Source organism: Agrilactobacillus composti DSM 18527 = JCM 14202 (genome assembly GCF_001436375.1).
Taxonomy (GTDB): domain Bacteria; phylum Bacillota; class Bacilli; order Lactobacillales; family Lactobacillaceae; genus Agrilactobacillus; species Agrilactobacillus composti.
This window is the reverse complement of record NZ_AZGA01000006.1, coordinates 34,054-59,686: the sequence shown is the minus strand read 5'-3', so window position 1 is coordinate 59,686 and position 25,633 is coordinate 34,054. Positions and strand designations below refer to the sequence as shown.

At 46.6% G+C, this 25,633-nt stretch carries 26 protein-coding genes; 24 read left to right on the top strand and 2 right to left on the bottom strand.

Annotation, left to right across the window (positions count from 1 at the left end; genetic code table 11):
* Positions 1-105: 105 nt before the first annotated feature.
* Positions 106-774: a hypothetical protein gene (locus tag FC83_RS02805; protein ID WP_035455187.1), complete on the bottom strand. Its 669-nt coding sequence runs from the start codon at positions 772-774 to the stop codon at positions 106-108.
* Positions 775-888: 114 nt separating this feature from the next.
* Between FC83_RS02805 and FC83_RS02800 the strand changes: the two genes are divergently transcribed.
* From FC83_RS02800 to FC83_RS02730, 15 genes are all read left to right on the top strand, one after another.
* Positions 889-1,872, top strand: a complete 984-nt coding sequence (locus FC83_RS02800) for an aromatic acid exporter family protein (protein WP_035455186.1) — start codon at positions 889-891, stop codon at positions 1,870-1,872.
* A 159-nt stretch (positions 1,873-2,031) separates the two neighbouring features.
* Entirely contained in the window at positions 2,032-2,232 is a 201-nt protein-coding gene (locus tag FC83_RS02795; RefSeq protein WP_035455184.1) for a cold-shock protein, read from the top strand.
* A gap of 152 nt (positions 2,233-2,384) precedes the next feature.
* A complete protein-coding gene (locus tag FC83_RS02790; RefSeq protein ID WP_052004941.1) occupies positions 2,385-2,897 on the top strand; it encodes a hypothetical protein in 513 nt (170 codons plus the stop codon).
* A 29-nt stretch (positions 2,898-2,926) separates the two neighbouring features.
* Complete coding sequence (locus FC83_RS02785) at positions 2,927-3,580, top strand: glycoside hydrolase family 73 protein (RefSeq protein ID WP_035455182.1); 654 nt, start codon at positions 2,927-2,929, stop codon at positions 3,578-3,580.
* A 33-nt stretch (positions 3,581-3,613) separates the two neighbouring features.
* Positions 3,614-4,300 carry a beta/alpha barrel domain-containing protein gene (locus tag FC83_RS02780; protein WP_035455181.1) on the top strand — a complete coding sequence of 229 codons (687 nt, stop codon included), beginning with the start codon at positions 3,614-3,616 and terminating at the stop codon, positions 4,298-4,300.
* Positions 4,301-4,475: 175 nt separating this feature from the next.
* Entirely contained in the window at positions 4,476-5,078 is a 603-nt protein-coding gene (locus FC83_RS02775; protein WP_035455180.1) for a xanthine phosphoribosyltransferase, read from the top strand.
* Positions 5,065-6,399, top strand: a complete 1,335-nt coding sequence (locus tag FC83_RS02770; protein WP_035455179.1) for a nucleobase:cation symporter-2 family protein — start codon at positions 5,065-5,067, stop codon at positions 6,397-6,399. Before FC83_RS02775 ends, FC83_RS02770 begins: the two co-directional genes overlap by 14 nt.
* A gap of 91 nt (positions 6,400-6,490) precedes the next feature.
* On the top strand, positions 6,491-7,609 hold the full coding sequence (locus FC83_RS02765) for an ATP-grasp domain-containing protein (RefSeq protein ID WP_161633816.1): 1,119 nt from the start codon (positions 6,491-6,493) through the stop codon (positions 7,607-7,609).
* Between the two features lie 39 nt (positions 7,610-7,648).
* The gene (purB, locus tag FC83_RS02760) at positions 7,649-8,947 is read left to right on the top strand and encodes an adenylosuccinate lyase (RefSeq protein ID WP_035455177.1); all 1,299 of its coding nucleotides are present in this window, start codon (positions 7,649-7,651) and stop codon (positions 8,945-8,947) included.
* Positions 8,948-9,153: 206 nt separating this feature from the next.
* Positions 9,154-9,891, top strand: coding sequence for a 5-oxoprolinase subunit PxpB (gene pxpB / locus FC83_RS02755; protein WP_035455175.1), 738 nt, complete (start codon positions 9,154-9,156; stop codon positions 9,889-9,891).
* 1 nt (position 9,892) lies between these two features.
* Complete coding sequence (locus FC83_RS02750) at positions 9,893-10,909, top strand: 5-oxoprolinase subunit C family protein (protein WP_152537779.1); 1,017 nt, start codon at positions 9,893-9,895, stop codon at positions 10,907-10,909.
* A 5-nt stretch (positions 10,910-10,914) separates the two neighbouring features.
* Positions 10,915-12,240, top strand: a complete 1,326-nt coding sequence (locus tag FC83_RS02745; RefSeq protein ID WP_035455195.1) for an acetyl-CoA carboxylase biotin carboxylase subunit — start codon at positions 10,915-10,917, stop codon at positions 12,238-12,240.
* Between the two features lie 14 nt (positions 12,241-12,254).
* Positions 12,255-13,049, top strand: a complete 795-nt coding sequence (locus FC83_RS02740; RefSeq protein ID WP_057002365.1) for a putative hydro-lyase — start codon at positions 12,255-12,257, stop codon at positions 13,047-13,049.
* 24 nt (positions 13,050-13,073) lie between these two features.
* Positions 13,074-13,826, top strand: coding sequence for a LamB/YcsF family protein (locus FC83_RS02735; protein WP_057002364.1), 753 nt, complete (start codon positions 13,074-13,076; stop codon positions 13,824-13,826).
* Positions 13,827-13,970: 144 nt separating this feature from the next.
* Complete coding sequence (locus FC83_RS02730) at positions 13,971-15,116, top strand: NRAMP family divalent metal transporter (protein WP_420805617.1); 1,146 nt, start codon at positions 13,971-13,973, stop codon at positions 15,114-15,116.
* A gap of 82 nt (positions 15,117-15,198) precedes the next feature.
* Here the strand turns inward: FC83_RS02730 and FC83_RS02725 are convergent, their stop codons facing one another.
* Positions 15,199-15,540 carry a hypothetical protein gene (locus FC83_RS02725; protein WP_057002363.1) on the bottom strand — a complete coding sequence of 114 codons (342 nt, stop codon included), beginning with the start codon at positions 15,538-15,540 and terminating at the stop codon, positions 15,199-15,201.
* A 138-nt stretch (positions 15,541-15,678) separates the two neighbouring features.
* On the opposite strand from FC83_RS02725, the gene FC83_RS02720 reads away from it, so the two are divergent.
* The 9 genes from FC83_RS02720 to gatC all read left to right on the top strand — a co-directional run bounded on the left by FC83_RS02720 (position 15,679) and on the right by gatC (position 25,632).
* The gene (locus tag FC83_RS02720) at positions 15,679-16,245 is read left to right on the top strand and encodes a hypothetical protein (protein ID WP_057002362.1); all 567 of its coding nucleotides are present in this window, start codon (positions 15,679-15,681) and stop codon (positions 16,243-16,245) included.
* A 77-nt stretch (positions 16,246-16,322) separates the two neighbouring features.
* Entirely contained in the window at positions 16,323-17,075 is a 753-nt protein-coding gene (locus FC83_RS02715) for a hypothetical protein (protein ID WP_035455169.1), read from the top strand.
* Between the two features lie 30 nt (positions 17,076-17,105).
* Positions 17,106-17,867 carry a hypothetical protein gene (locus FC83_RS02710; protein ID WP_035455167.1) on the top strand — a complete coding sequence of 254 codons (762 nt, stop codon included), beginning with the start codon at positions 17,106-17,108 and terminating at the stop codon, positions 17,865-17,867.
* The gene (locus tag FC83_RS02705; protein ID WP_035455164.1) at positions 17,851-18,558 is read left to right on the top strand and encodes an ABC transporter ATP-binding protein; all 708 of its coding nucleotides are present in this window, start codon (positions 17,851-17,853) and stop codon (positions 18,556-18,558) included. The genes FC83_RS02710 and FC83_RS02705 overlap by 17 nt, the downstream gene beginning before the upstream one ends.
* A 35-nt stretch (positions 18,559-18,593) precedes the next feature.
* Positions 18,594-19,283 (top strand): hypothetical protein, encoded by a 690-nt coding sequence (locus FC83_RS02700; RefSeq protein WP_035455162.1) that lies wholly within the window; start codon positions 18,594-18,596, stop codon positions 19,281-19,283.
* Positions 19,284-19,752: 469 nt separating this feature from the next.
* Positions 19,753-21,993 carry a DNA helicase PcrA gene (pcrA, locus tag FC83_RS02695; RefSeq protein ID WP_035455160.1) on the top strand — a complete coding sequence of 747 codons (2,241 nt, stop codon included), beginning with the start codon at positions 19,753-19,755 and terminating at the stop codon, positions 21,991-21,993.
* Between the two features lie 16 nt (positions 21,994-22,009).
* Positions 22,010-24,043, top strand: a complete 2,034-nt coding sequence (ligA, locus tag FC83_RS02690) for an NAD-dependent DNA ligase LigA (RefSeq protein ID WP_057002361.1) — start codon at positions 22,010-22,012, stop codon at positions 24,041-24,043.
* 14 nt (positions 24,044-24,057) lie between these two features.
* Positions 24,058-25,236: a CamS family sex pheromone protein gene (locus tag FC83_RS02685; RefSeq protein WP_420805616.1), complete on the top strand. Its 1,179-nt coding sequence runs from the start codon at positions 24,058-24,060 to the stop codon at positions 25,234-25,236.
* 99 nt (positions 25,237-25,335) lie between these two features.
* Positions 25,336-25,632: an Asp-tRNA(Asn)/Glu-tRNA(Gln) amidotransferase subunit GatC gene (gene gatC / locus FC83_RS02680; RefSeq protein ID WP_035455158.1), complete on the top strand. Its 297-nt coding sequence runs from the start codon at positions 25,336-25,338 to the stop codon at positions 25,630-25,632.
* The last annotated feature ends 1 nt before the right edge of the window (position 25,633 follow it).

Here is a 25,633-nt window from a genome sequence, read left to right as displayed (position 1 = left end):
TCACACCAGAGAAATTTTTGTTTTTCTCTGGTGCTCTCTAAAGGGATAGTATCACAATCAACCCAGAATTTCTTTAGGCTGAAAGTAGATGTGGCTTTTTAGATTTTAAGACCCACTGGCGACACTTTTTTGTAGGCGCTGAGCTTGTTTTTGGGCGGTGTTTAAGTTCACGTTCATGATCTCAATTTGTTGATAAACCGCACCATAGTACTGATTCAAACGATTCTCCTGGGCGTCTAATTCCGTGGCGCTGGTACTGGTGTCGGGATTACTCAGCAGGTTGTAGTAAGTGGCTTCATTTTGGGTCATTTCTGTCAAAAAGTTGGCAAAGGTCCGCTGATCTAAAGCTGATAGGTGTAAACTTTGAATTAAGCTATTCATCAATTCCTTGGGCATATCTGGCAGGTCTTGATTAGAGATCTTGGTCAGCGTGGTTTGATCCATTTTTAGGTCATTTTGGGTATCTTTAAAACTGGTAAAGGCATCTTTACGTTTGGTGACTGCCTGGTAAGTTTTAGAGGTTGTCACATTTAATAGATTTTGTTTAGGATACTTTTTCTGTTCTTTGGGAAAGCGAGCTTGACTGGCTTCCATTTGGTTTTTGATCACATTTAAATTTTTTTTCTGGGCTTTAATATCTTTGAGGACGGTCTTGCTGTTTTCCAGCAGTTGGTCCTTGGCCCCCTGCTTGGTACTGCAAGCGCTTAGGGTGACTAAGGCCACCAATAGCATAAAAAATAATGTGAATTTTGCATGTTTTGAATTTTTTAGCATAAGCAACGCCCCATTTTTTTTGGATATATTAATCATAACTTAATCGGCAGTCAGTTGCCAATGAAACGCTGTTTACAACTGGGCAGCTGGCTGACGATAATTGGAGGAATTAGTTTGCGTATTGGTCTTAGAACCATCAAAACTGCCGTGGGTGCAGCTGTTGCCATCTTGCTGGCCTATTATTTAAATCTAGAATATTGGTCGGCTGCCGGCATCATTACGATTTTGAGTGTCCAAAATACCACCAAATCTTCCTTTCGCTTGGTATTTTTTAGAATTATTTCCACGGCCATCGCTTTTTTGATCGCTATTATTAGTTTTCGCATCATTGGCTATAACGCCATTGCCTTTGGGGTGTTTTTACTGCTGTTTATTCCCGTGGCCGATACCTTTAATCTCCAAGACGGCATCGTCTTAAGTTCAGTGTTGGTGACCCATTTTCTCATGCAGCACAGTACTTCCATGTATTGGATCATCAATGAATCTTTATTGATGGTCATTGGGGCTGGGGTGGCCGTGATCGCCAATTTGTTCATGCCGAACCTGGAAGACCGGATCTCCACCTATCAAACTGCCGTGGAAACCAGCATGAAAGGCATACTAGAGGGGATGAGCGCCCAATTGACCACCACTGTTTCAGAAACTGAAAAGGCCGAATTGTTTAAGCAAAACTGGGAAATTTTAAGTGACTTAAAAATTGCCCTAAATGATGGCATGGCTTGGACAGCCCGTCATAATGAAAATCAGCTGTTGTCTGAAAACGATTATTACAAGGCTTACTTTGAAATGCGCAACAACCAATATGAACTCCTGCGGCAAATGCAAACCAGCTTAGAGCGTATACCCGGGCCCATTGACCAGGGTAAAAAAATTGCCACGGCCATGGATCAAACCGCCGATACCCTGGCTGAAAGTAACTCGGCTGAGGACCTGGTGAAAAATGTGGAAGATTTACAAAAAGAATTCCAGAAAAGCGCTTTACCCAAGGACCGCGTAGAGTTCGAAACCCGTGCGCAACTGTACTACTTGCTCAATAATTTTCATCAATTCCTACGTTTAAAGAATACTTTCTATACAATTGTGGCCAGCCAGAACTAAAAACCCGAACTTTCTTTTTACTTGTCTTCTAAAAAAACCTGTGGTACTATAAAAATGTACTTTTTGAATGGCTATGGTTCGATTGTTTCAAAGACTTTCTTCCATATGTACCAAACAAGAATGCACAATTATATATATTTTCGAGGAGGAAATGCTCTTATGGAACATGGAACTGTAAAATGGTTTAACGCTGAAAAAGGTTATGGCTTTATCACTCGTGAAGACGGTAGCGATGTATTCGTACATTTCTCTGCAATCCAAGGTGACGGCTACAAGACACTTGAAGAAGGTCAAAGTGTTACTTTTGACATCGAAGAAAGCGACCGCGGCCCTCAAGCTGTTAACGTTGTAAAAGACTAATTTTAAATTAAAATTAATCGGAGCTCAGGTAAAATTACCTGAGCTCTTTTTGTATTCTGAAATGAATTATTGATCCCAAATCAACCCTTACAAGAATTAATCTTGTATAATAGATATATAATAACTGTAATTTTTTTGGGAAGGTGAATATAATGGCATATACAGATTTAGCAATGATCGCACAAGATGTGATTTTAGAAAAATATGGTGATACGCAAAGATTCAGCACGGCTATTTTAGGCGGCGACAGTCACCTGATAGCCGATTGGGTGAGCGGTGATATTCAGTTGTCCGGGAAACAATTACAAGAGATCCGGAAATTATTTACCGATTATGAATGGATGTTGTGCCAAAAAGCAATTTTTCAAGCCCAAACAATTCCTGAATTAGATAATAAAGCCGCTTATATTTACAACCAGGCCAAAAAGCACGTGGCCCAGCACTGGGTCAAGGCAGATAATTGTAAGAGTGCCTTTAAAGATGAGCTCGTGTTAAAACGCCCCGTGATCCATTTACGCTTGACCTTGAATTATGATTTATGGGGCTTCAACGATGTGTTAGACTTTATTGTACCGGCTCGTATTCAGCGGGCCATTGAGACCCAAGAATTAGATCTATTGACCTGGGCAGATAACTTACAAGTTAGCGATCGCTCAGCGAAATAGCAGTCCATTATAAATTAGGTAGGTATCTTTTGACTAAAAGAAGAAAAAGTTCAACTAGACGTAAAACCCAGGCCAGCAGTGGTTTGGTTCCCATTATCATCACCTTAGCGATTTTGGCCATTGGGATTTTTGGCGTAATCAAGGGCTTGGCCTATCGGGGTGATCAAATTCGCCAGGCGGCCATTGATTCCTCCATTGCAGCCCAAGATGAAGAAGCTAAGAAAAAGCAGGCCTTTATTGACAGCATTGCCCCCTATGCCCAAACCCTGCATGCCCAATACCAAGTGCTGCCCAGCATCACCATTGCCCAGGCTATTTTAGAAAGCAATTGGGGTACCAGTCGCTTGGCCGCAGACTATAAGAATTTATTTGGGGTGAAGGGCACCGACCCAGCCAACAGCCAAGTTTTAGAAACCCAAGAATACACCAACGGTTCTTGGCAGACCGTCAAGGCCCGCTTTCGGGTCTATCCCAGCTTTGATGCGTCTTTATTAGACCATGCCCAGCTGCTGGCTCAAGGGACGTCTTGGAATCCCAATCAGTACCAGCACGTCTTACAAGCTGGCAATTACCAAGACGCCGCTCAGGCTTTACAGACGGATGGTTATGCCACCGATCCGGCATACGCCCAAAAAATTATTAATATTGTTGAAAAATATCGTTTAACGCGTTATGACCGCTAAAGACGCTTCTGTTTGCGAAAGGAAGATGTTGCGATGCCAGAAAAATATGTGCCTGAAATTATGACAGATCTGCGCGCTGGCTTGGTTAAGATCCCCCGGGTCATTGCCCGGGTCAGCGGCATTAAGATCTTTAAAAAGAAGATTCGTTCCGTGATTTTCACCACCGACATTGCCATTATTAAAAACACCAATGCCGATGCGGTGATTGCCGTTTACCCTTTCACGCCCCATCCCACTATCATGCAGGCCATCAGCATGGTGGCAGATGTGCCGGTGTTTTCCGGGATTGGCGGCGGGACCACCCAGGGCCAGCGGGCCGAAATGATGGCTGTGTTTGCCGAAGCCCAGGGGGCTTTGGGCGTGGTGGTCAACGCCCCCACACCGCTAGAAACGATTCGCGATATTGATATGGTGGTGGATATCCCGATTATCGCCACAGTGGTCCATGATCAAACTGATGTGACCGCCTTGTTAGCTGCCGGGGTACAAATTTTGAATGTTTCCGGGGGCAGTGACACCGCCGCAATTGTGAGAAAGATTAGAAATGAATTTCCCCGGGTCCCAATTATGGCCACCGGCGGTAAAAATGACGCCCAAATTTTGGCCACCATCGCCGCTGGTGCAAACGCCATCACCTATACGCCCCCAACAAATGGCGAATTATTTGCCAAAAAAATGGCCCAGTATCGGGAAGCAGAACGACTAAAACACGAAGGTTAGATTTCAATGAAATTGCGGCTCACCGGTTGAGTACGCAATTTTTTTATGGTAATCTTTATTTTAATCTTAATTCGCATTTTACATCGATTATATTAAAAGAAACTGGTATAATTTAAATCATCGCCTTAAATACGAATATTGATCATAACGCAGGTTTCAAGAAAGGAAGTTCATTTTGAAGATTTTAGAAGAGCGCATATTAAAGGACGGCCAAGTGCTGGGTAAAGACGTGTTAAAGGTGGATAATTTCTTGAATCATCAAGTTGATCCCATGCTGATGCAACAGATAGGCCAGGAGTTTCACCGTTTATTCAAAGACCAACCCATCACCAAAGTTTTGACGGTGGAATCTTCGGGGATCGCCCCGGCTATCTTCACTGGTTTGGCTTTTAATGTGCCGGTGATCTTTGCGCGCAAGCATAAAAGCCTGACCCTAAAAGACGAACTATATACTTCTACAGTCTATTCATATACAAAGAAAGTCAGTAATCATATTTCTATTTCTAAAAAGTTCCTTAAAGCAGACGATGTTTGTTTAGTCATTGATGACTTCTTAGCCAACGGCCAAGCGGTGGAAGGCTTAATGGACATCGTCGGCCAAGCCGGCGCCAAATTAGCCGGTGTGGGTATTGTGATCGAAAAGACCTTCCAAAAGGGCCGGCACTTAATGGACGAAAAGGGGATCCGCGTTGAATCCTTAGCCCGGATCAAAGCCTTTGAAGACGGCAAAGTTATTTTTCTAGATGACCAGGAGGCAACAACCCATGCAGTCCACTAAATCACCAGTCACACCGCTCCCAGTTTCTAACATCAAAGCGGCTGTTTTAGGCCTGCAACATTTATTGGCTATGTATTCTGGGTCGGTGTTAGTGCCGCTATTGATTGGTGGGGCGCTGCACTTTAGCGCCTTACAAATGACTTATTTAGTTTCCATTGATATTTTCATGTGTGGGTTAGCCACTTTTTTTCAATTACGCAGTAATCGTTTCATGGGCATCGGCCTGCCGGTAGTGTTAGGCTGTGCCGTTCAGGCCGTGGAACCTTTGAAGATGATTGGGGCCCGGTATTCTATTGGGGCCATGTATGGTTCGATCATCGCCGCCGGGATCTTTGTGGTCTTGATCGCCGGTTGGTTTTCGAAAATCAAAGCCTTATTTCCCCCACTTGTCACCGGGACCTTGATCACGGTCATTGGTTTGACCTTGATCCCCGTGGCCTTTCAAAATCTGGGCGGTGGTGATACTAAAGCCGCTAGTTTTGGGTCGTTGACCAATATTGGCGTGGGCTTTTTAACCGTCGTGATTATTTTGGCCATCAGTTTTTGGGGTCGGGGTTTTTTCCGTTCCATTGCCGTGTTGGTGGGCTTAGTCGTCGGGACCTTTGTGGCTTCTGGCTTTGGCATGGTTTCTTTAAAACCAGTTATAGAAGCTAGTTGGTTCCACTTTCCCCAATTTTTTTACTTTGGGGTCCCCAAGTTTGAATGGTCGTCTATTGTGACCATGATCTTGATTTCCATGGTTTCTATGGTGGAATCCACCGGGGTTTACTTTGCCTTGGGCGATATTACCAAACGTAAATTAACGAGTGATGATTTAAAGCGCGGTTATCGGGCGGAAGGCTTGGCCATTATCTTTGGCGGTTTGTTTAACACCTTTCCTTACACCACGTTCTCGCAAAATGTGGGCTTGGTGCAATTATCCGGGATCAAGACCCGCAAACCTATTTATTTTGCAGCCGGCTTCTTAGTATTACTGGGGTTGTTACCCAAAGTTGGGGCCATGGCTACGATTATTCCGGCGCCAGTACTGGGGGGCGCTATGTTAGTCATGTTTGGCATGGTGGCCGTCCAAGGGATTCGCATGTTACAAAATGTCAATTTCCAAAGTGACAAGAATTTATTAGTCGTTGCTGTGGCCATTGGGTTGGGCTTAGGGGTCACCGTCCAACCAGGAATTTATCAATTCTTACCGAAAACAGCGCAGTTGCTCTTTGGCAACGGCATCGTCATGGCCAGTTTATCAGCGGTCTTGTTGAACCTGATTTTCAATGGGTTGGGCACTGTGGATGAAGAAGATACTGGCTTAAACGAGGCAGATTGACGCCTCAGCTTAAAGAATTCTTTGGCACTGGGGGACTTCATGTGGTAGGGTTATTGCATAAACATACTTCATAAAAGGCAGGAACATGCAAATGGCTTTTATCTATCCAATGCAAACAATCGGTATCATCGGTGGGGGCATGCAAAGCTACCACTTGGCGCTAGCTGCGAAAACCATGGGTTTTAACGTGGCTTTATTAGCGGGGCAACAAGAACCCGTTTTGAACATCGTGGATTTCCCCGCAGTGGGGAATTTAGATGATCCTAAGGAAATCTTGGATTTCACGGCGGGGTTAAGTGCGCTGATTTATCAAGATGAACACATTAATACGGACATTTTAGAAGCACTTTCTGAGCAAACTTACTTGCCCCAGGGGACGGACATTTTAGCCATCACCCAGGACCGGTATTTGGAGAAGACGTTCTTAGATGACTTAAATGTGAACATTGCCCCTTATATGACGGTGGTCAACCAAGCTGACGTTTTAGATGGGTTAGAGTCCATCGGCTACCCAGCCGTGATCAAACCTATTCAAAAGGGCTTGGCCCACAACCGCCAACAAGTGCTTTATTGGCGGCGGGATGCGGATTACAGCGCCCAATTTTTAAATGCAGGTTCGGCTATTTTAGAGTCTTGGATCCCAGCGGATCAAGAATTCCTATTAATGGCCGTGAAGGATCAGGATAAAAATGTACAATTGCTACCCTTGATTGAAATATACTACGATAGTCATCAATTGATTGCTGCCTTAGTTACCCCACAGATATCTGCAGATGCGGCGGCAGAAATGCAGCGGATCACTAAAAAAATCGCCGAAAACATCGATTATTGCGGCGTTTTTGGGGTTTCCTTTTTAATGACTGCTTCTGGGAATTTGTACACCCAACGGATTTTCCCTGGTCTGCATGTGGCAGCGGATATTTACCAACAAGTCACGGGGATTTCCCAATACGAGTTGCAGTTGCGGGCGTTATTAGGTTGGCCGATGCCAACGGTGCAAGCCAAGACCAACGGGGCGATGTTGATGATTTTGAAACAAATCGCCGATGAGAGTTATACCCAAATTAAAATTAAGCCCCAGTGGCAATTTAATTATTATCCGGTGGCGGCCAATTCAGATGCCACGCCGATTGGCCAGATTTTTGTCACTGATGATTCTAAAACCAGTTTATTGAACCATATTAACGCCACTGAATTGTGGCATTTATAAGGAAATACGGACACTGACAATAAAAGGAGCGTAACTGAAATGATTCCACGTTATGTACGGCCTGAGATGGGTGCAATTTGGACTGATGAAAACAAGTATAAAGCTTGGCTTGAAGTGGAGATTTTAGCTGATGAAGCTTGGGCAAAGCTGGGGGAAATCCCCGAAGCTGATGTCAAGGCAATTCGGGCCAAGGCCACCTTTGATGTGGCTGAAATCAAGCGGCTAGAAGCCATTACCCATCATGATGTGGTGGCTTTCACCCGGACGGTTTCTGAAAGTTTAGGGGCTGAGAAGAAATGGATCCACTTTGGCCTTACTTCCACCGACGTGGTGGATACGGCTTATGGTTATTTGTTAAAACAAGCCAATGACATTATTCGGCAAGACATCGATCATTTCTTAGCGGTGATCGCTAAAAAGGCTGAGGCATACAAATTCACCCCAATGATGGGCCGTACCCATGGGGTTCACGCCGAACCCACCACCTTTGGTTTAGTTTTAGCCAACTGGTATGCGGAAATGAAGCGCAACAAAGAACGCTTTGAACATGCAGCCAAGGGTGTAGAAGCCGGTAAAATCAGTGGGGCCGTGGGTACTTTTGCCAATATTCCCCCAGAAGTTGAAGCCTATGTCACCGAACACTTAGGCACCCGGGCCCAAGATATCTCCACGCAAGTCTTGCCTAGAGACCTCCATGCCGAATACGTGCAAACCATGGCCTTGATTGCCACGTCCATTGAACGCTTCGCTTTAGAAGTGCGGCATTTACAACGGACCGAAGTCCGAGAAGCTGAAGAATATTTCGCCGCCGGGCAAAAGGGATCCTCGGCAATGCCTCACAAGCGCAATCCTATCGGTTCTGAGAACGTTACTGGCTTAGCTCGGGTTATTAGAGGTTATGCGGTAACTGCCCTGGAGGACGTGCCATTATGGCATGAACGCGATATCTCCCATAGTTCCGCTGAACGGGTCATTTTACCAGATAGCACCGAATTGTTAGATTATATCTTGCATCGCTTCAGCCATATCTTAGAGACATTAACGGTCTTTCCAGACAAGATGCTCCAAGATATGGGCATCACCCATGGCTTGATTTATTCCCAACGGGTCTTATTAAAGCTGGTGGATAAAGGCGGCTTGAGTCGCGAAGCAGCTTATGATTTGGTCCAACCTAAAACCGCCCAAGCTTGGGATGAACAAAAGGATTTCCGCCAATTATTAGAGGCTGATCCCAAAGTTACTGCCGTTTTGACCAAAGCGGATTTAGATGATGCCTTTGATTATCATTGGCATTTGAAGAATATCGACTTGATCTTCAAACGGGTGGGCTTGGATTAATCTGGGGAACATGTGAAATGATCCTCGGGAAAAAATTATTTTATAAATTTAAAAAGTGAACAGCAATTGTTTTAGAGGCTATCTCTAAAACAATTGCTGTTTTTTTTGACCTGAATAAAAATGCACAATTTTGACAAAACTAGGGTCGATATATTAGAATACTCCTTAGAAAATCTAATGATTATTTAATGATTTGAGATGATGTTATGAATGCTTACCACTATCATTACGTGCCCATGGGCGAGTCGGCTTTAGACCTGGTGTTGCCCAATAAAATAGATGTGGGACAAAATCAACTGATCCAGACCGTGGGCCAACAATTACTGGCCCAAAAAATAGCCGGGGTGACCGCGATTATTCCGGCCTACCATACGTTGACGGTGAACTTCGTGGCCAGTTTGGTCACCTATGGCCAACTCACCCAGGTGCTGGATCGCCTGATTGCCGCTTTTGATCCTCAACAAGCGGCGGCCAATAGTCGGGTCTTAGCCATTCCCGTGTGTTATGATGGGGAATTTGGCCCGGATTTAGCCGCGGTGGCCGCTTATGGCCATTTATCCGTGGCCGATTTGATTCAAATGCACACCCAAACGAAATATTTCATTTATATGATGGGCTTTTTACCCGGTTTTGCTTATATGGGGACGGTTCCCAAACAAATCGCCATGCCCCGCTTGGATAAACCTCGAGCCCGCTTAGAGCCGGGCAGTGTGGGCATTGCCGGGGCCCAAACGGGGATGTATCCTGTGGCTTCGCCTGGGGGCTGGCGCCTATTGGGCCGCACGCCGTTACAATTATTCAATGCCCAACATCCCCAATTGCGCTATCAAGCCGGGGACTATATCCAATTTACCGCGATTTCAAAAACCGACTATCGGCGGATTCAAGCGCTGGATCTGGCGGGAAAGTATCAAATCAAACAAACCATATTAGGAGATGCATAACGTGGCAACCATTGAGGTGCTCAACAGCGGCTTTGCGGCCACCGTCCAAGATTTAGGCCGTTATCAATACCAGAGTGCTGGTTTTCCCGTCTCGGGGGCCATGGACCAGGCAAGCTTAAAGCTGGCGAATTTGTTGGTGAATAATGATGCCAATGCCGCAGCTTTGGAATTTATCTTAGCGGGCCCCACGTTACAATTTCAGGCGCCCACTTTTATCGCCATCACCGGGGCAGCTTCTAGCCCCAGCTTAAATGGGCAACCCATTGCTTTGAACCAGGCTATTGCTATTCAAGCTGGCGATCAGGTGCAGTTTGCGCCCATGGCCACGGGCCGATATGGCTATTTGGCCGTGGCTAACGGGGGCTTGCAGGTGCCCATGGTCTTAGGCAGCCGGGCCACCACCTTGAAGATTCAATTAGGGGGGCTGTTCGGGCGAACGCTGGCCGTGGGGGATGCCTTACCCTTTGAGCCTTGTTATGTGCTGCCTAGTTTGGCCCATCGTCATGCCCCTGTGCCGGCGGTGAAAGCCCCAGGGCACATTCGGGTGTTAAAGGGGCCGCAGTGGGATTTATTTACCCCGGCCGCCCAAAGCCAATTTCTGCAGCAAACTTACCAAATTTCCCAACAAGCTGACCGCATGGGTTATCAATTACAGGGTGAGCCCTTGCCCGTGCCTACTGAAAACTTGATTTCTGAGGGGACTGTCCTGGGGAATATCCAAATTACCCGTAATGGCCAGCCCATTGTTTTGTTAGCGGACCGGCAAACCGCCGGAGGTTATCCCATGATTGCCACGGTGATCGGGGCAGATTTGGCCAGTTTTGTGCAAATGTCTGCCGGTGAAGATTTTCAGTTTGAACTAACGGCTTTAAACACGGCCCGGGCCTTATTAGCCGCCCAACAACAGGTACTAACGACTTTAGCGGCCAGTTTTGCAGCTCAGAAATATCAAGCACCAGTGGGGCCGGCCCGCACCGGTGCCCAAAAATTAGCACAAATTATCACACATAGGGGATGACATTGGTGAAAAAAGTATTAATTGCCAATCGGGGTGAAATTGCCCTGCGGATTATTCGGGCCTGTCGCCTGTTACATTTAAAAACCGTGGCCGTGTACGCCACGGCTGATAAATTTGCTTTGCATGTGGGCTTAGCCGATGAGGCCGTTTGCATTGGCAGTGCCAGTCCCGAGGCCAGTTATTTGAATCAACGCAATATCGTGGCGGCCGCTTTAGGCACCCATTGTGATGCTGTGCACCCTGGCTATGGTTTTTTATCGGAGAATGCCAGCTTTGCCAAGCTTTGTGAAGCCAACCAGTTGAAATTCATTGGCCCCAGTGCCAAAGTCATTGCCCTCATGGGAGAAAAGGCCCAAGCCCGGGCCACCATGGTCGCCGCTGGGGTCCCCGTGGCCCCAGGCAGTGACGGGGATTTTACGGCGGTGGCTGTGGGGCAAACTTGGGCCGACCGCATTGGCTATCCCGTCATGCTCAAAGCCAGTGCCGGCGGTGGCGGCAAGGGGATGCGGGTCATCACCAACGCCGCTGACTTCCCGGAGGCCTTTAACTTAGCCCAAGGTGAAGCCCAAAATGCCTTTGGGGATGGGCATATGTATTTGGAAAAATATTTGACTCATCCTAGACACATTGAAGTTCAAATTTTAGCGGATCAAGCTGGCCACACTATCGCCGTGGGCGATCGGGATTGCACCATTCAACACCATCATCAAAAGGTGTTAGAAGAAGCCCCAGCAGTGATCGTGGATGAACCCACCCGGGCTAAAATGCACCGCGTTGCCGTTCAAGCCGCTGCCAGCATTCACTACGAAGGCGCGGGGACGGTGGAGTTTTTGTACGACGGGCCAAATCAGTTTTACTTCATGGAAATGAATACCCGGATTCAAGTAGAACACCCCGTCACCGAATTGACCAGCCACACGGATTTAGTGGCCGCCCAGCTGAAAATTGCCCAGGGCAAGCCCTTGACGTTGACCACCCCCCAAGCCCCGGCTAATTTTGCCTTAGAGTGCCGGATCACGGCCAACACCGCCGGCACCATCACGGCCTTACATTTACCCGATGGCCATGGGATTCGCACGGATACGGCCCTTTATCAGGGTTATCAAGTACCCCCTTATTATGATGCCATGATTGCCAAAATCATCGCTTACGGCCCGGATCGGCCGACGGTGATTCGCCAGATGCAAAGCGCCATTGACGAGACGGTCATCGCGGGTATCAGCACTAACTTAGACTTTTTAATGCAATTATTACAAGAATCTAAATTCTTAGACAACACCACCGATATCAACTGGGTGGATCACTTGGTTGAACCGGCGCCCACTGCTTGAAAGGAAGATGCGTTATGACTGTAGATGTTGCTAGTTTAAGTCCGGTGGCTTTGCGGCATTTGATTCGCCAGGGGAAATTTACCCAGCCCACCAGTGGTTTGGCAGCGGGTTATACCCAGGCAAACTTGGTGATTTTGCCCCGGGATTTGGCTTATGATTTTTTGCTGTTTACCCAGCGCAACCCTAGACCCTGTCCGGTGTTAGAGATCAGCGATGTGGGCAGCCGCACCCTGCACCAATTCGCCCAGGATGTGGATCTGGCTAATGATTTTCCCAAGTATCGCCTTTATCGCCACGGAAAAATGACAAAAGAAGTCACCAGTGTGGCGGATGTGTGGCAAGCAGATTTCGTCAGCTTCATCATTGGCTGCAGTTTTTCCTTTGAAGCCGAACTCCTGGCCGCGGGCATTGAGGTGCGCAATATCACCGAAAAGGTGAACGTCCCTATGTACAATACCAATATTCCCCTGGTGCCCGCGGGGAAATTCCAGGGCCATATGGTGGTCAGTATGCGGCCCATTGCCCAACAAGATGTGCCTAAAGCCGTCCAAGTCACTGCAGCCATGCCTAAAGTTCACGGGGCCCCCATTCAAATTGGTCAACCAGCCACCATTGGCATCACTGACCTAGCTCACCCAGATTATGGGGATGCGGTGACCATCAAACCTGGGGAAGTGCCGGTGTTTTGGCCTTGTGGGGTGACCCCGCAAAACGCCATCATGCAGGTCAAACCCGACTTTGTCATCACCCATGCCCCAGGGCATATGTTGGTGACCGACGTATTAAACGCCACTTTGAAGTATTCGTAACAGGCTTAGAACGGAGGAATTAATGTGACGACGATTGATTTAAATTCTGATCTAGGGGAAAGCTACGGCCGTTATACCTTAGGCAAAGATGCGGAAATTATTAAATTAGTGACCTCGGTGAATGTAGCTTGTGGCTTTCATGCCGGGGATCCCGATGTCATGGCTAAAACCGTGGCGGAAGCTAACGCTGCTGGGGTAGCCGTGGGGGCCCATCCTGGCTACCACGACCTGCAGGATTTTGGCCGGCGCTACATGGCCTTGCCCCCAGCAGAAGTGCAACACATGATTACCTATCAAGTGGGGGCCTTACAAGCCTTTTTAGGGGCCGGTCATCACCTGCACCATGTGAAACCCCATGGGGCTTTGTATAACGCCGCGGCCAAGGATCATGACCTAGCCCTGGCCATTTGTCGGGGGATTCAAGTGGTGGATCCCACCATTCCTATTTATGGCCTGGCCCACAGCCAACTGATTGTGGCGGCCAAAGAAGTGGGCTTGCCCTATGCCCAAGAAGTCTTTGGGGACCGGAATTACTTAGCCGATGGCTCTCTAGTGCCTAGAAGCCAAGCCAACGCCGTGATCACTGACCCCGAAGTGATTGCCAAACGCACCGTGGCCATGATTCAAAATCAAGCGGTCACCGCCATTGATGGCTCAACGGTGGCCTTGACCACCGATACGGTGTGTGTCCATGGGGACAATCAAGCCGCCTTAGCCATCGTGGCTCGGCTGGTACAGGAGCTACAAACCGACCACGTGGGCTTAAAGGCATTTTAAATTGACACAGCATAGACAAGGAGGCCGTTTTGAATGGCAAAAGAAAGTAAAGATTTAACCCAACCAACGGGTTTAGAGACCGATGCCAAGGCCGCTGCTAAGAAACATTCTGCCCGCAGTATTGCCATGGGTGCCGCTTTTCTAATGGCCATGGCGGCTGTGGGCCCGGGATTTTTGACCCAAACGGCCATGTTTACCGGCCAAATGGGGGCGAACTTTGGCTTCGCCATTTTGATCTGTATCATCGTGGATATTGTGGTCCAGATGAACATTTGGCGCATCATCGTGGTCAGCGGTAAGCGGGCCCAAGTCATCGCCAATGATATTTTCCCTGGTTTAGGCTACGTGCTGTCCTTTTTAGTGGCCGTCGGGGGCTTATTCTTTAACATTGGGAACGTGGGTGGTGCCGGCTTAGGTTTAAACGTGTTATTTGGCATCAGCCCTGAAAACGGGGCGGTTATCGCCGCCTGCTTAGCCATCGCCGTGTTCGTGGTGAAAAACGCCCTGACCGTCATGGATCGCACCGTGCAAGTTTTGGCGGTGGTGAAAGTCGCGATTTTGGTGTACATCATGTCCGTCATGGCTGTCCCTTATCAATCCGCCATCACCCACACTTTCATGCCCACGTCCATTAATTTCTACGCCATTGTCACCATTGTTGGAGGCACCGTAGGCGGATACATTTCCTTTGCCGGGGGCCATCGCTTAATTGAAGGTGGCTTGAAGGGGAAAGAAAATATCAAGTACGTGAATGAAGGGGCTTTGACCGGTATCGGCATCGCCTCCGTAATTCGGGTGTTGCTATTCTTAGCGGGCCTGTCTGTGGTAGTTTTAGGCCACAAGTTAGACCCAGCCAACCCAGCGGCTTCGATTTTTCAATTTGCGGCGGGTAATTTTGGCTATAAGTTCTTCGGCCTATTGCTGTTTGCCGCGGGGATGACCTCCACGCTGGGGTCGACCTTCACCTCCACGTCATTTTTGGATTATGCCGTCAGCACCAAACAACAGCATAATTATGAAAAATATCGGCGCTGGTTGGTCATTGGTTTCATCGTAGTGTCCACGGCCATCTTTTATTTCATCGGCAGTCCCGCCAAGGTATTAGTCTTTGTGGGGGCCTTAAATGGTTTCATTTTACCAATCGCCTTGGCGATCCTATTGCTGGCCGCCCGGAATAAAAAAATCATCGGTGATTACAAACATCCCAAAATTTTGATTTACACCGGTTGGTTGGTAGTAGCCTTCATGGCCTTTGCCAGTTTGGAAACCTTTATCGGGTTGTTTAAATAAAGACATTAAAATAAGACCGCAACTGATACCCCGCCGTTTTTGGCAGGGCGACAGGTGCGGTCTTTTTTTTGGTGGTCGGCATTCAAGGCGTTGGGCCAGCATTGAAAAACTTAGCTAAGCCTTGATTAACCAGCTGGTAGGCGGGTAGTTTCAGTTGAATCTGAATTTCATCAATATGATTTGAAATGGTATCGTACAAAATCAATTGCTGGGTAAATTGGACCCCGAACATGCCAATGGTGTTATAGACACAGTCTAGGATTTGCACCTCTTCAAAACTTAATCCTGGGGTATCTTTGGGCAAGTGGGTCAAACTGATCACGAAAAGATCTGAGCGCAATTCAGTGCGAATTCGAGCGGGATCGATGTGGCGGATGGTTAAATGGTTCTGCAAAGTTAGGGCGATGTAGTTTTTATCAGACATTTAATGGCCACCTTTCAAAATGGTTAGATATTACCAATACTTATATTAGTAGAGTGTTATTGATTTATCATTTTTAAGCCAGGCTGTATAATAAATGTATCAGAAATTACTCAATTTTTCAGTCAAGTGGGTGGTTTTATGAAAAATTACAAGCTGAATTTAGGATTTATCTGTTGTATCAGCGCGTTACTGGCCTTTGCCTTAGCAACGAACCAGCGCTTGTTAACCACTAGTGCCCTGACTTCGGCCCAACTAACGTATGTGACCGACCATCAAGTTCTTTTTAACAGCATAACCCTCAGCATCGGGTTGTTGCTGCCTCTAGGGACGATAGTGATCACTGCGGGGATCACTTGGCTATTGGCCCTGTTCTTTTTCCAAACAGCCTATTTTAGCCCAATCTTTAGCCGGGCGATTCAAGTCTATTGGCTGGTAGTTCTGCTAAATGGCATTAAATTAGGCATGCTATTCGCATTTGGCCGCGTTATTTCCTTCTCCTTGGCCGGTTTTGTCAGTGGGCCTTGGCAAGTGGCCATATTGAGTGTATTGAGTTTAGATACCATTGTTTATATCGGCTTTTTAACCCAGCAAGTAACCAAGTTGTATTCAGCCCAGGGGCAGGCCAAAGTACGCCGCTTTGCCCTGGCAAATATCAGCTTTTATCTTATTATTTCGATAGCTTTTAAAGTCGTTTTCAGAGCGTAACTGCAGCAAATTGAGGGATATGATAGTGATTGGACACCGGTCAACCCCATCTAAGGGCTGATGGCTGGAGGTGGATCGTGGCAAGACTATGGCGGATTTTACCCACAGAAATAAAAATTATGATGCGCTCTGGTGGCGGCTTTTTACCAGGGACGTTTGCGGCCCTATTGGCGCTGGCTTATGGCGCTTTTTTGGCTTTGTATTGGTATGTCTTTGTGGCTAATTTACAAGACTTACATTTGAATTCCCAACAAATATTCAACGTCAAAGTACTCTTTTTCGCAATGTATCTGCTATTCATTGGTGAAGCGGTGATGTCCTATGTGTCGATTGACAATGAAGGTGCCATATTCGAACATAATCAAGTTATTCGTAACTTTATTCAAACGAAAATCCAGCTGAAGTATTTAATCTCAACACTTTTTGTCTTTGCCAATACGCTATTATTGATAATTATCTTCGGGCTGACAAATGGGGGTGCAGGGTTATTGAAATTTGGTATCTGCTTATTGCCACTATCTGTTGTATTATCAATCATGTTTGTCTTTGCCACCATTGTTTTTCCCAACTTCGATTGGATTGAAAATACGGAAATACCCACACGAAAAAGCTATGCACTAGCCGCTACAGTTTCGTCTATTTTTGTCAGTGCCGCTTATGGGTTAGCTCAGATAAAAAACTTTCGCAGTTTTATCAGTGTTAGCCTGCTGCTTTTAGGTCTAGCGCTGTTACTAGCTTTTCTGTTGCTGAAGGTCAGTCCCACGATAGTCGGCAATAAGGTGTTGTTAAACAAAGTGCAAACCAAAGTGAAAAAGAAAGCTGCTGATTGAGTAGATATACCTGCTAAGGGGGAGACGGATATGGCAAAATTATGGCGGATTTTACCCACAGAGCTCAAAATTGTGCTGAACTCAAGGGGCAGTTATAAACCTGGGACCTTTGCCGGCATCGTCGCACTTGGTTACGGGTCTTTCCTCGTGTCATATTGGTATACTTTTGTGCTAAATCGCCAACAGATTCATGGTAGCGATGTCCAACTTTTCTATATCAAAGTAGCCTTTTTTGCAATGTTTTTGTTCCTTAGCAGTGAGTTTATCATAACTTGCGTGGCAATTGACAACGAGGGCACCATCATGTTGCATCAACAGCAGATCCACAATTTTATTAAAACTAAGATTTTAGTTAAATACTTGATTGCGGCAATTTTAATGTTTACAGAGACCGTTGTACTGATCATCACTTACGCCATCTTTAACGGTGGCGCGCAATTATTAGATTTTGTAATCTGTATTGTACCCCTGACTTGTGTGCTATCAGTAATGACGGTTTTTTCAACCATTGTCTTCCCTAATTTTTATTGGATTGATTTTAGCGAAATGCCAACCCGGAAAAGTTACCATTTGGAATCGACATCTTCATTATTTGTAGTAGTTGCGATGGTTGTGGCCTTTTTGCCGCAGCAATATTTACGCATCACCGTGGGTTTGTTTTTTTGGGTTATTGCACTAGTTTTGGCTTATGGCTTAATCAAAGTCAGCCCAGTGATCTTAGCCAAGAAACTCTACCTCAATGTTCCCCACAAACCAAAGAAAGGTGGACGAAAACATGTTACAGATCAATGATTTAACAGTGCTTTATGACGGTGTAGCTGCGATTCAAAATGTGACTTTCACCTTAGCATCCGGGCATATCTATGCGCTGCTAGGGAAGAATGGGTCGGGGAAAACGACACTAATGGAAGCGATGATGACCATGTTGCAGCCTAGCAGTGGGACCATGCGATTCAATGATCAACCGGTAACGGGAGATATAGCCCATCAATACTTTGGTTATATGGAAACCAAACCATTTTTCTACGAATATTTGACCGTTCTTGAGTTCTTGCAATATATCCGCGATATTCGAGAATTGCCCCGGACGGATACCCAGATTTTGAACTACTTGGCCACAGTCAATCTTGACGGCAAAAAAGATGCCTTGATTTCCACTTTGTCCGGCGGTATGCGCCAGCGCCTGAGTTTTGTGGTGGCTACCTTGCACCAGCCAGCGGTACTGTTATTAGATGAACCTTTTTCCGGGCAAGATCCGGATGAAACCCTGAAGTTGCAGCAATTGATAACGGCCATGGCCCAGAATACGGCGATTTTAATCTCCACCCATGTGTTTGCTTTGATTGATAAAATCGCCACGGATGTGATTTTTTTGACAGATGGGACCATTCAAGAAATTCAGGATGTGGCCGAAAATCCTTGGGACCTGGCCACCTATGAAGCACATTTTGCCGCGAATAATCAGGACACCACTAAGGACTAGGCACAGACCGCCGCACCAGTAGAGGACTGATAAAAATGAAGAAGATTTATATTGCCAGTTATTTCTACTTCAAACAGAAAATACACTATTATCAAGTGATTGGCCGGTCTGTTTCCTTGGCACTCTTGGTGGTGGGCGGCGGCCTGATTGTTGCCTTTTTGTTGGGTTTACTGCTTGGCCGGGGTATGCGCACAAATCAAGGTTTACAAATTGCCACGAATTTAGGGATAGCTGGCATGGCGATCACGCTGTCCAGTATTTCGAATGCCTATACCAATTTAGAAAAAGCCCAGGATAAAAAATTTGCGTATATGTATCGCTTTTCAAATCTGGCCTTTGTTTTAACTAAAGAAGCCACGGTGGGAGCGGCTTTAAACGGGTACACCTTTGGGTTAAGCTATGGCTTTTTGATCGCGGCCATGCCGTATAACTTCATTGGAAATACCTTGATATTTCTAGGAACACTGCTGGTGGGCCTGTATCTAAAGGCCTGTAGCTTGTTAGCCTTTAAAGCCCTAAGCCAGCGAATCGGTGCCACGGTGACGGAAATGCTTACATTAGGAATTAGCTATCTGGTGCTTGGTATATTTGTATTACAGCGCTTTCATTTTAATGGCTTAGCATTAGCTATTGTAGCCAGTGTCTTATTCTTAGCTGTGGTTGTGGCATTAGGTTTTACCACCAAGCTCTTAGCTAAATCGGGGTATTTCCTGGCCTTTCAGTAAATACTGAACAGCATAAAAACAGTTAATCCACTGTGCCTGGTTGCCAGCGTTGATTAACTGTTCCAGAGTTAAAGTAAGGATTATATAAATCGCGTCATTTTCAAGATGAAAAATATATTGATTAATACCAAATATAGGGTCAGCACCGGTTTATATTTGGTCATGAGTGTTTTTCTGAAAATCAAGACGGCCATGCTTATGACGTATAGGCCAACGTAAAGTATGGACACGTTACCACCACCTTGTTATCCAGCTTAGCAAAATTGACAACGAACTGAAAGGGAACAGGGCCAATCAATTGATAACCTTTAGTTTGTTCAAGCCAACAGCTATTTAGCTCAGCATTGGGGTACCAAGTTGCCCAGATACTGGGCTTTTTTAGGGCGCACTTCCCCTAGGGGTGATGGTGAAAATCCCCTGTAAGTTTGTTATAATGAAGGGTACTTTTCAACTCAGAAAGGAATGGACTATGGATACGGATTTATTAGCAAAATTAAATGACAAACAAAAAGAGGCCGTCCAAACCACGGAGGGACCTTTGTTGATTATGGCCGGCGCCGGTAGTGGTAAGACCCGTGTTCTCACACACCGGGTGGCCTATTTGATCGAAGAAAAAGGTGTGACGCCCTGGCATATTTTGGCCATCACCTTTACCAATAAAGCGGCCAAGGAAATGAAAGAACGGGTGGGCCAATTATTGGACCAAGAAGATGCCGAAGCCGTTTGGGTATCCACGTTCCATGCGTTATGTGTCCGGATTTTACGCCGGGAAAGTGAAAAAATCGGCTACAGCCGCTCCTTTACCATCGCCGATCCTTCTGAACAATTAACCTTAGTGAAACAAATTTTACGGCGTCTCAATATAGATCCCAAGCAATTTGATCCTAGAAGTATCTTAAATAATATCAGCAACGCCAAAAACGAATTGATCACCCCTGAAGACTATCATGCCGAGACTTTATTTGAAGAAGTGGTCCAAAAGGTTTACAGCCAATATCAACGGAGTTTACAAGCAGACCAAGCCATGGATTTTGATGACTTGATCATGTTGACCATTCAATTGTTCCAAGCTGACCGGCCAACCTTGAGCTTTTACCAAAATAAGTTCCAATATATCCATGTGGATGAGTATCAGGATACCAATGAAGCTCAATACATGCTGGTGAAGATGCTGGCGGCTCAATACCACAACTTATGCGTGGTGGGGGATGCGGACCAGAGTATTTATGGTTGGCGGGGTGCCAACATGAATAACATCTTGAACTTTGAAAAAGATTATACCGATGCCAAAACTGTGATGCTGGAACAAAATTACCGCTCCACCAAGCATATTTTAAAGGCGGCTAACGACGTGATTCAAAACAACCAAGTTCGTAAGCCTAAGAACCTTTGGACGGATAATCAAGAAGGCCCTAAAATCACTTATTACCGGGGCCAAAGTGAACAAGATGAATCCTTATACGTAATCAACCAGATCCAACAACAAATGACCGAAGCCCACTATCACTACGGAGACTTTGCGATTTTGTACCGGACCAATGCCCAATCTCGGGTGATTGAAGAAAATCTCATCAAGGCCAACGTCCCTTATAAAATTGTCGGCGGTCATAAGTTCTACGACCGGCGGGAAATTAAAGATGTGCTGGCCTATTTGCGCCTGATTGCCAATCCTAAAGATGACATGAGCTTTAACCGAGTGATCAATGTACCTAAGCGGGGCATTGGCCCGGGCACCCTTGAAAAACTACGAGATTTTGCCGACGAACAAAATGCGTCGCTGTTAGAAGCTTGTTTGAATATCGACACCTCAAACATTGGCGGCCGGGCCCGGGGCAACTTGGGGGACTTTGGCAATATCATCTATGACCTGCGCCAACAAGTGGCTAATTTAAGTCTGACGGATTTGACCCAGGCTATGTTGGACAAGACTGGTTATTTGGAGGCTTTGAAGAAGCAAAATAACTTGGAAGCCAACACCCGGATTGAAAATATTGAAGAATTACTCTCCGTGACCCAAAAATTTGATGAAACTTATGAACCCGAAAATGAAGACAGTGACAAGTTCGTGGATTTCTTAGCAGACTTAGCCCTAGTCTCTGATCAAGATGATTTAGAAGAAGCCAGTGAAGTTACCTTGATGACCCTCCATGCAGCCAAGGGCTTGGAATTCCCCGTGGTATTTTTGATCGGGATGGAAGAAGGTATCTTCCCCTTGGCCCGGGCAGCCCAAGACGAGGACCAATTGGAAGAAGAACGGCGCTTGGCCTATGTGGGCATTACCCGCGCCCAAAAGAAACTGTATTTGACCAATGCCTACGCCCGGGTCTTGTACGGCCGGACCCAAAGTAACCCGGCTTCTCGCTTTATTTCAGAAATCGATGATGATCAAATCGATTACGCCAATCAAAATGTCGCCGCCATTCCCTTTAGAAAACGCAGTGGCAACAGTCGCGCAGACAATCAATTCCAACGGGCCACCGCGGGGACTTACAGCCAAGCCCGAGCCGCGGGACCTGTGGCCAAAACCAGTGGGGCTGGCAAAGAAAGCTGGCAAGCTGGGGATAAAGTGACCCATAAGAAGTGGGGCACTGGGACCGTGGTGAAGGTCAGTGGCAGTGGTGAAAATGCGGAATTAGACATTGCCTTTAAAGCAGAGGGCGTCAAGCGGCTGTTAGCCGCCTTTGCCCCCATTGAAAAAGTCCATGAGTAAAGAAGCAGGTGATTAGATGACCCTTGAAAAACCCGTTAGTGCCTATAGTGCCACGGAAGCCAGTGAAAAAGCCAAGGAATTGCGGCAAACTTTAAGCAAATACAGCGCCGCTTACTATACCAAAGATGCCCCTTTAGTGGAAGACAGCACCTATGATGCCTTATACCGGGATCTCCAAGATCTGGAGGGGGCTTTTCCAGATATCATTACCCCGGATTCCCCCACCCAAAAAGTCGGAGGCGACGTGTTACCGGGCTTTACCAAAGTGACCCACAGCATTCCCATGTTATCCATGGGAGATGTGTTTTCCTTCGATGAATTACGAGAATGGGATACCCGGCTGCGGGGGAATACCGACGCAGAAGTGGCTTACAGCACTGAGTTAAAAATTGATGGTTTGGCCATTGATTTAGTTTATGAAAAGGGGCAGTTCGTCCTGGGCTCTACCCGGGGAGATGGGAATATTGGCGAGGATATCACCAAGAACCTATTGACCGTGGCGGGTATTCCCAAAACCTTAAAAGAACCCTTGAATATTGAAGTTCGGGGGGAATGTTACATGCCAAAAGCCGCCTTTGAAGCGTTAAATCAAAAGCGGGAATTGGCGGGGCAACCCGTTTTTGCCAATCCCCGAAATGCGGCGGCCGGCAGTTTGCGTCAGTTGGACACCCAGGTGACTAAATCCCGGCAATTAGCGGTGTTTATGTATTTCATTACCAAACCGGACACCTTGACGGTCACCACCCAGACCCAGGCTTTGGCCACTTTGGCCGACCTGGGCTTTGCGGTGAATCCCAACAGTCGCCTGTGTGCCACGGTGGATGATGTGATTGCTTATATTGAAGAGAAGACCCCGTTGCGGGATAATTTAGCCTACGGTATTGACGGGGTGGTTTTAAAGGTCAATGATTTGGCCTTACAACAACAATTGGGCAATACCGTTAAAGTCCCCCGCTGGGAAATTGCTTACAAGTTCCCACCGGAAGAAGCCCATACCGTTGTGCGAGATATTGAATGGACCGTGGGCCGCACCGGCGTGGTTACCCCCACGGCAGTGATGGATCCAGTGCAATTAGCCGGCACCACGGTGGCCCGGGCGACCCTGCACAATGTGGACATGCTCCAAGATAAGGATATTCGCATTGGCGACACCGTGGCCTTATACAAAGCTGGGGATATTATCCCAGAAGTCAGTACCGTGATTTTAGCCAAACGGCCTAAAGATTCGCAAAAATATGTGATTCCCACCAAGTGTCCATCCTGTGGCTCTGAACTGGTCCATTTGGAAGACGAAGTGGCTCTGCGCTGTATCAATCCCATGTGCCCGGCCCAAGTCAAAGAGGGCTTGACCCACTTTGCCAGTCGCAATGCCATGAACATTGACGGCCTGGGCCCTAGAGTGATCGCCCAATTGTATGATAAAAAGTTGATCCATGACGCGGCGGATCTCTACCGGTTGACCGCCGCCGATTTAGCCCAACTTGACAAATTCAAAGAAAAGTCTATTAATAACTTGTTAGGTGCCTTGGATCGTTCCCGGCAAAATTCTTTGGAACGGTTATTGTTTGGCTTAGGCATTCGCCATGTGGGGGCCAAAGCTGCCCATATTTTAGCCCAGCATTATGGGGATATCTGGCACTTAGCTAAAGCGGACGCTGAAGATATGACCACCATTGATAATGTGGGCCAAATTATGGCGGACAGTGTGGTGACTTATTTTGACAATGATGGCGTGCAGGCCTTGATTCAAGAGTTTGCCGACGTTGGGGTCAATTTAAGCTTCATTGATACCAGCGTGGCGGCAACCACTAACAGTTATTTCAATGGTAAAACGGTGGTACTTACCGGGAAATTGCAGGATTATACCCGGCCGGCCTTGACCCAGCAACTGACCGACCTGGGGGCCCACGTTACCAGTTCGGTGTCTAAAAAGACCGATGTGTTAATTGCCGGTGAGGCTGCTGGTAGCAAACTGACCAAGGCCCAAAACCTTGGCATTACCATCATCAACGAACAAGCATTAGATCAATATTTGGCAGCAACTGAGTAGCATTCAGGAGGATCATTTTGAAACGTACAAAATTAGTTTTAGCCCTGGCGGCTTTATTGGTACTGGCTGGCTGTGGGAACTTAAAGGGTTCTGGCACCGGCACCACCGCTAATACCGCCAACAGTAAAGGTGTCCAGACCACTGGGCAAACCGGTGAGGATAACTACACCGGCGTCATTGAAAATGGCCGTTATAAGACCAGTGCTGCCCGGGGGTTGACCGTGACCCAAACCGATAATATGTTAAATGTCCAAAGTATTGAGACTGGTTTGACCAATTTATCCAAGACCGAATTTCCCACGGATAAGTACTTACTCCAAGAAGGCCAATACTTGAAGAAGTCCACACTCTTGGTGCAATCCTCTGATAACAGTACGCCGTCCACCGGTTGGTTGGCTCGGAAGTCCAAGGAAAATCCCGAGGGGTTAAATCCAGAAGATAATAATAAAAAGGAACCCAACACCCGAAATCCCCTGTACTTACAACAAATCGTGGAACAGGATTATGTGAGTCAAACCAACAATAAAAGTTTAACATTGGGTGGTGTCAGCATTGCCCTGGGGATGAACAGTGTGGATTATTACCAAAAGGAAACATACGGTGCTGAATTTAAGACCGAAATTTCCGATGCCCAGTTACTGGAACAGGGTAAGCAGATGGCCAATACGGTTTTGGCCCGCCTGCGGCAACGGGCGGATTTAAAGAATGTGCCCATTATTATTGGTATTTATAAACAAGCCCCTAAGGATAGCTTAGTGGGTGGGACTTTTGTGGCCACCTCTACCAATAAAGGGGGCAGTCAAAAAGTCGCTAAGTGGACGACCGTGAATCAGAAGAACCAGGTTTTACCAACGATCAATGATGAAAAAGCGGTCAATTCTGGGGACAGTGATGCTTTTTCCAACTTTAAGACCCAGATTCAAAGCTTCTTCCCGAACCTCTCCGGGGTCGTGGCCCAAGCTCATTATGATAACAACCAGTTGACGGGGATGAATATCACTGTGAATACGCAATTTTATGGGGAAACGGAAATCACTAGTTTCACCCAATACATTGCCCAAGCGGCGGGTCGTTATTTGCCAAGGAACGTGCCGATCAATATCAACATTATGTCCACCCAAGGCATGCAAGCCTATGTGGCCCGGAGTCGTGGTGGCAAAGACTTTTCAACGCACGTTTTCGGTTCCTATTAGTTATAAAACTTAGCCCCCAGTTTAATGGGGCTATGGTACAATATATGAGTTAATAATTGGTTATCTAAGAATTTAGCAAGAAAGAGGAGAGAGTCGCCAATGATTTCAAAGGAACAAGTTACTCACGTTGCTGATTTAGCGCGCTTAGAATTTGATGAGGCGCAATTAAATAATTTTACAACGCAATTAGACAAAATTGTGGACTTCGTGGATCAATTAAATGAAGTCGATACCACCGGCATCGAACCCACGACCCATGTGACCAGTGCCGTGAATGTCTTTAGAGACGATGTACCGCAAAAAGGCGAAGGTCGGGCGGCCTTATTGAAGAATGTGCCAGAAGAACGGGACGGCTTGATTCGCGTGCCGGCAATTATCGACAAAGAGGAGGACTAGT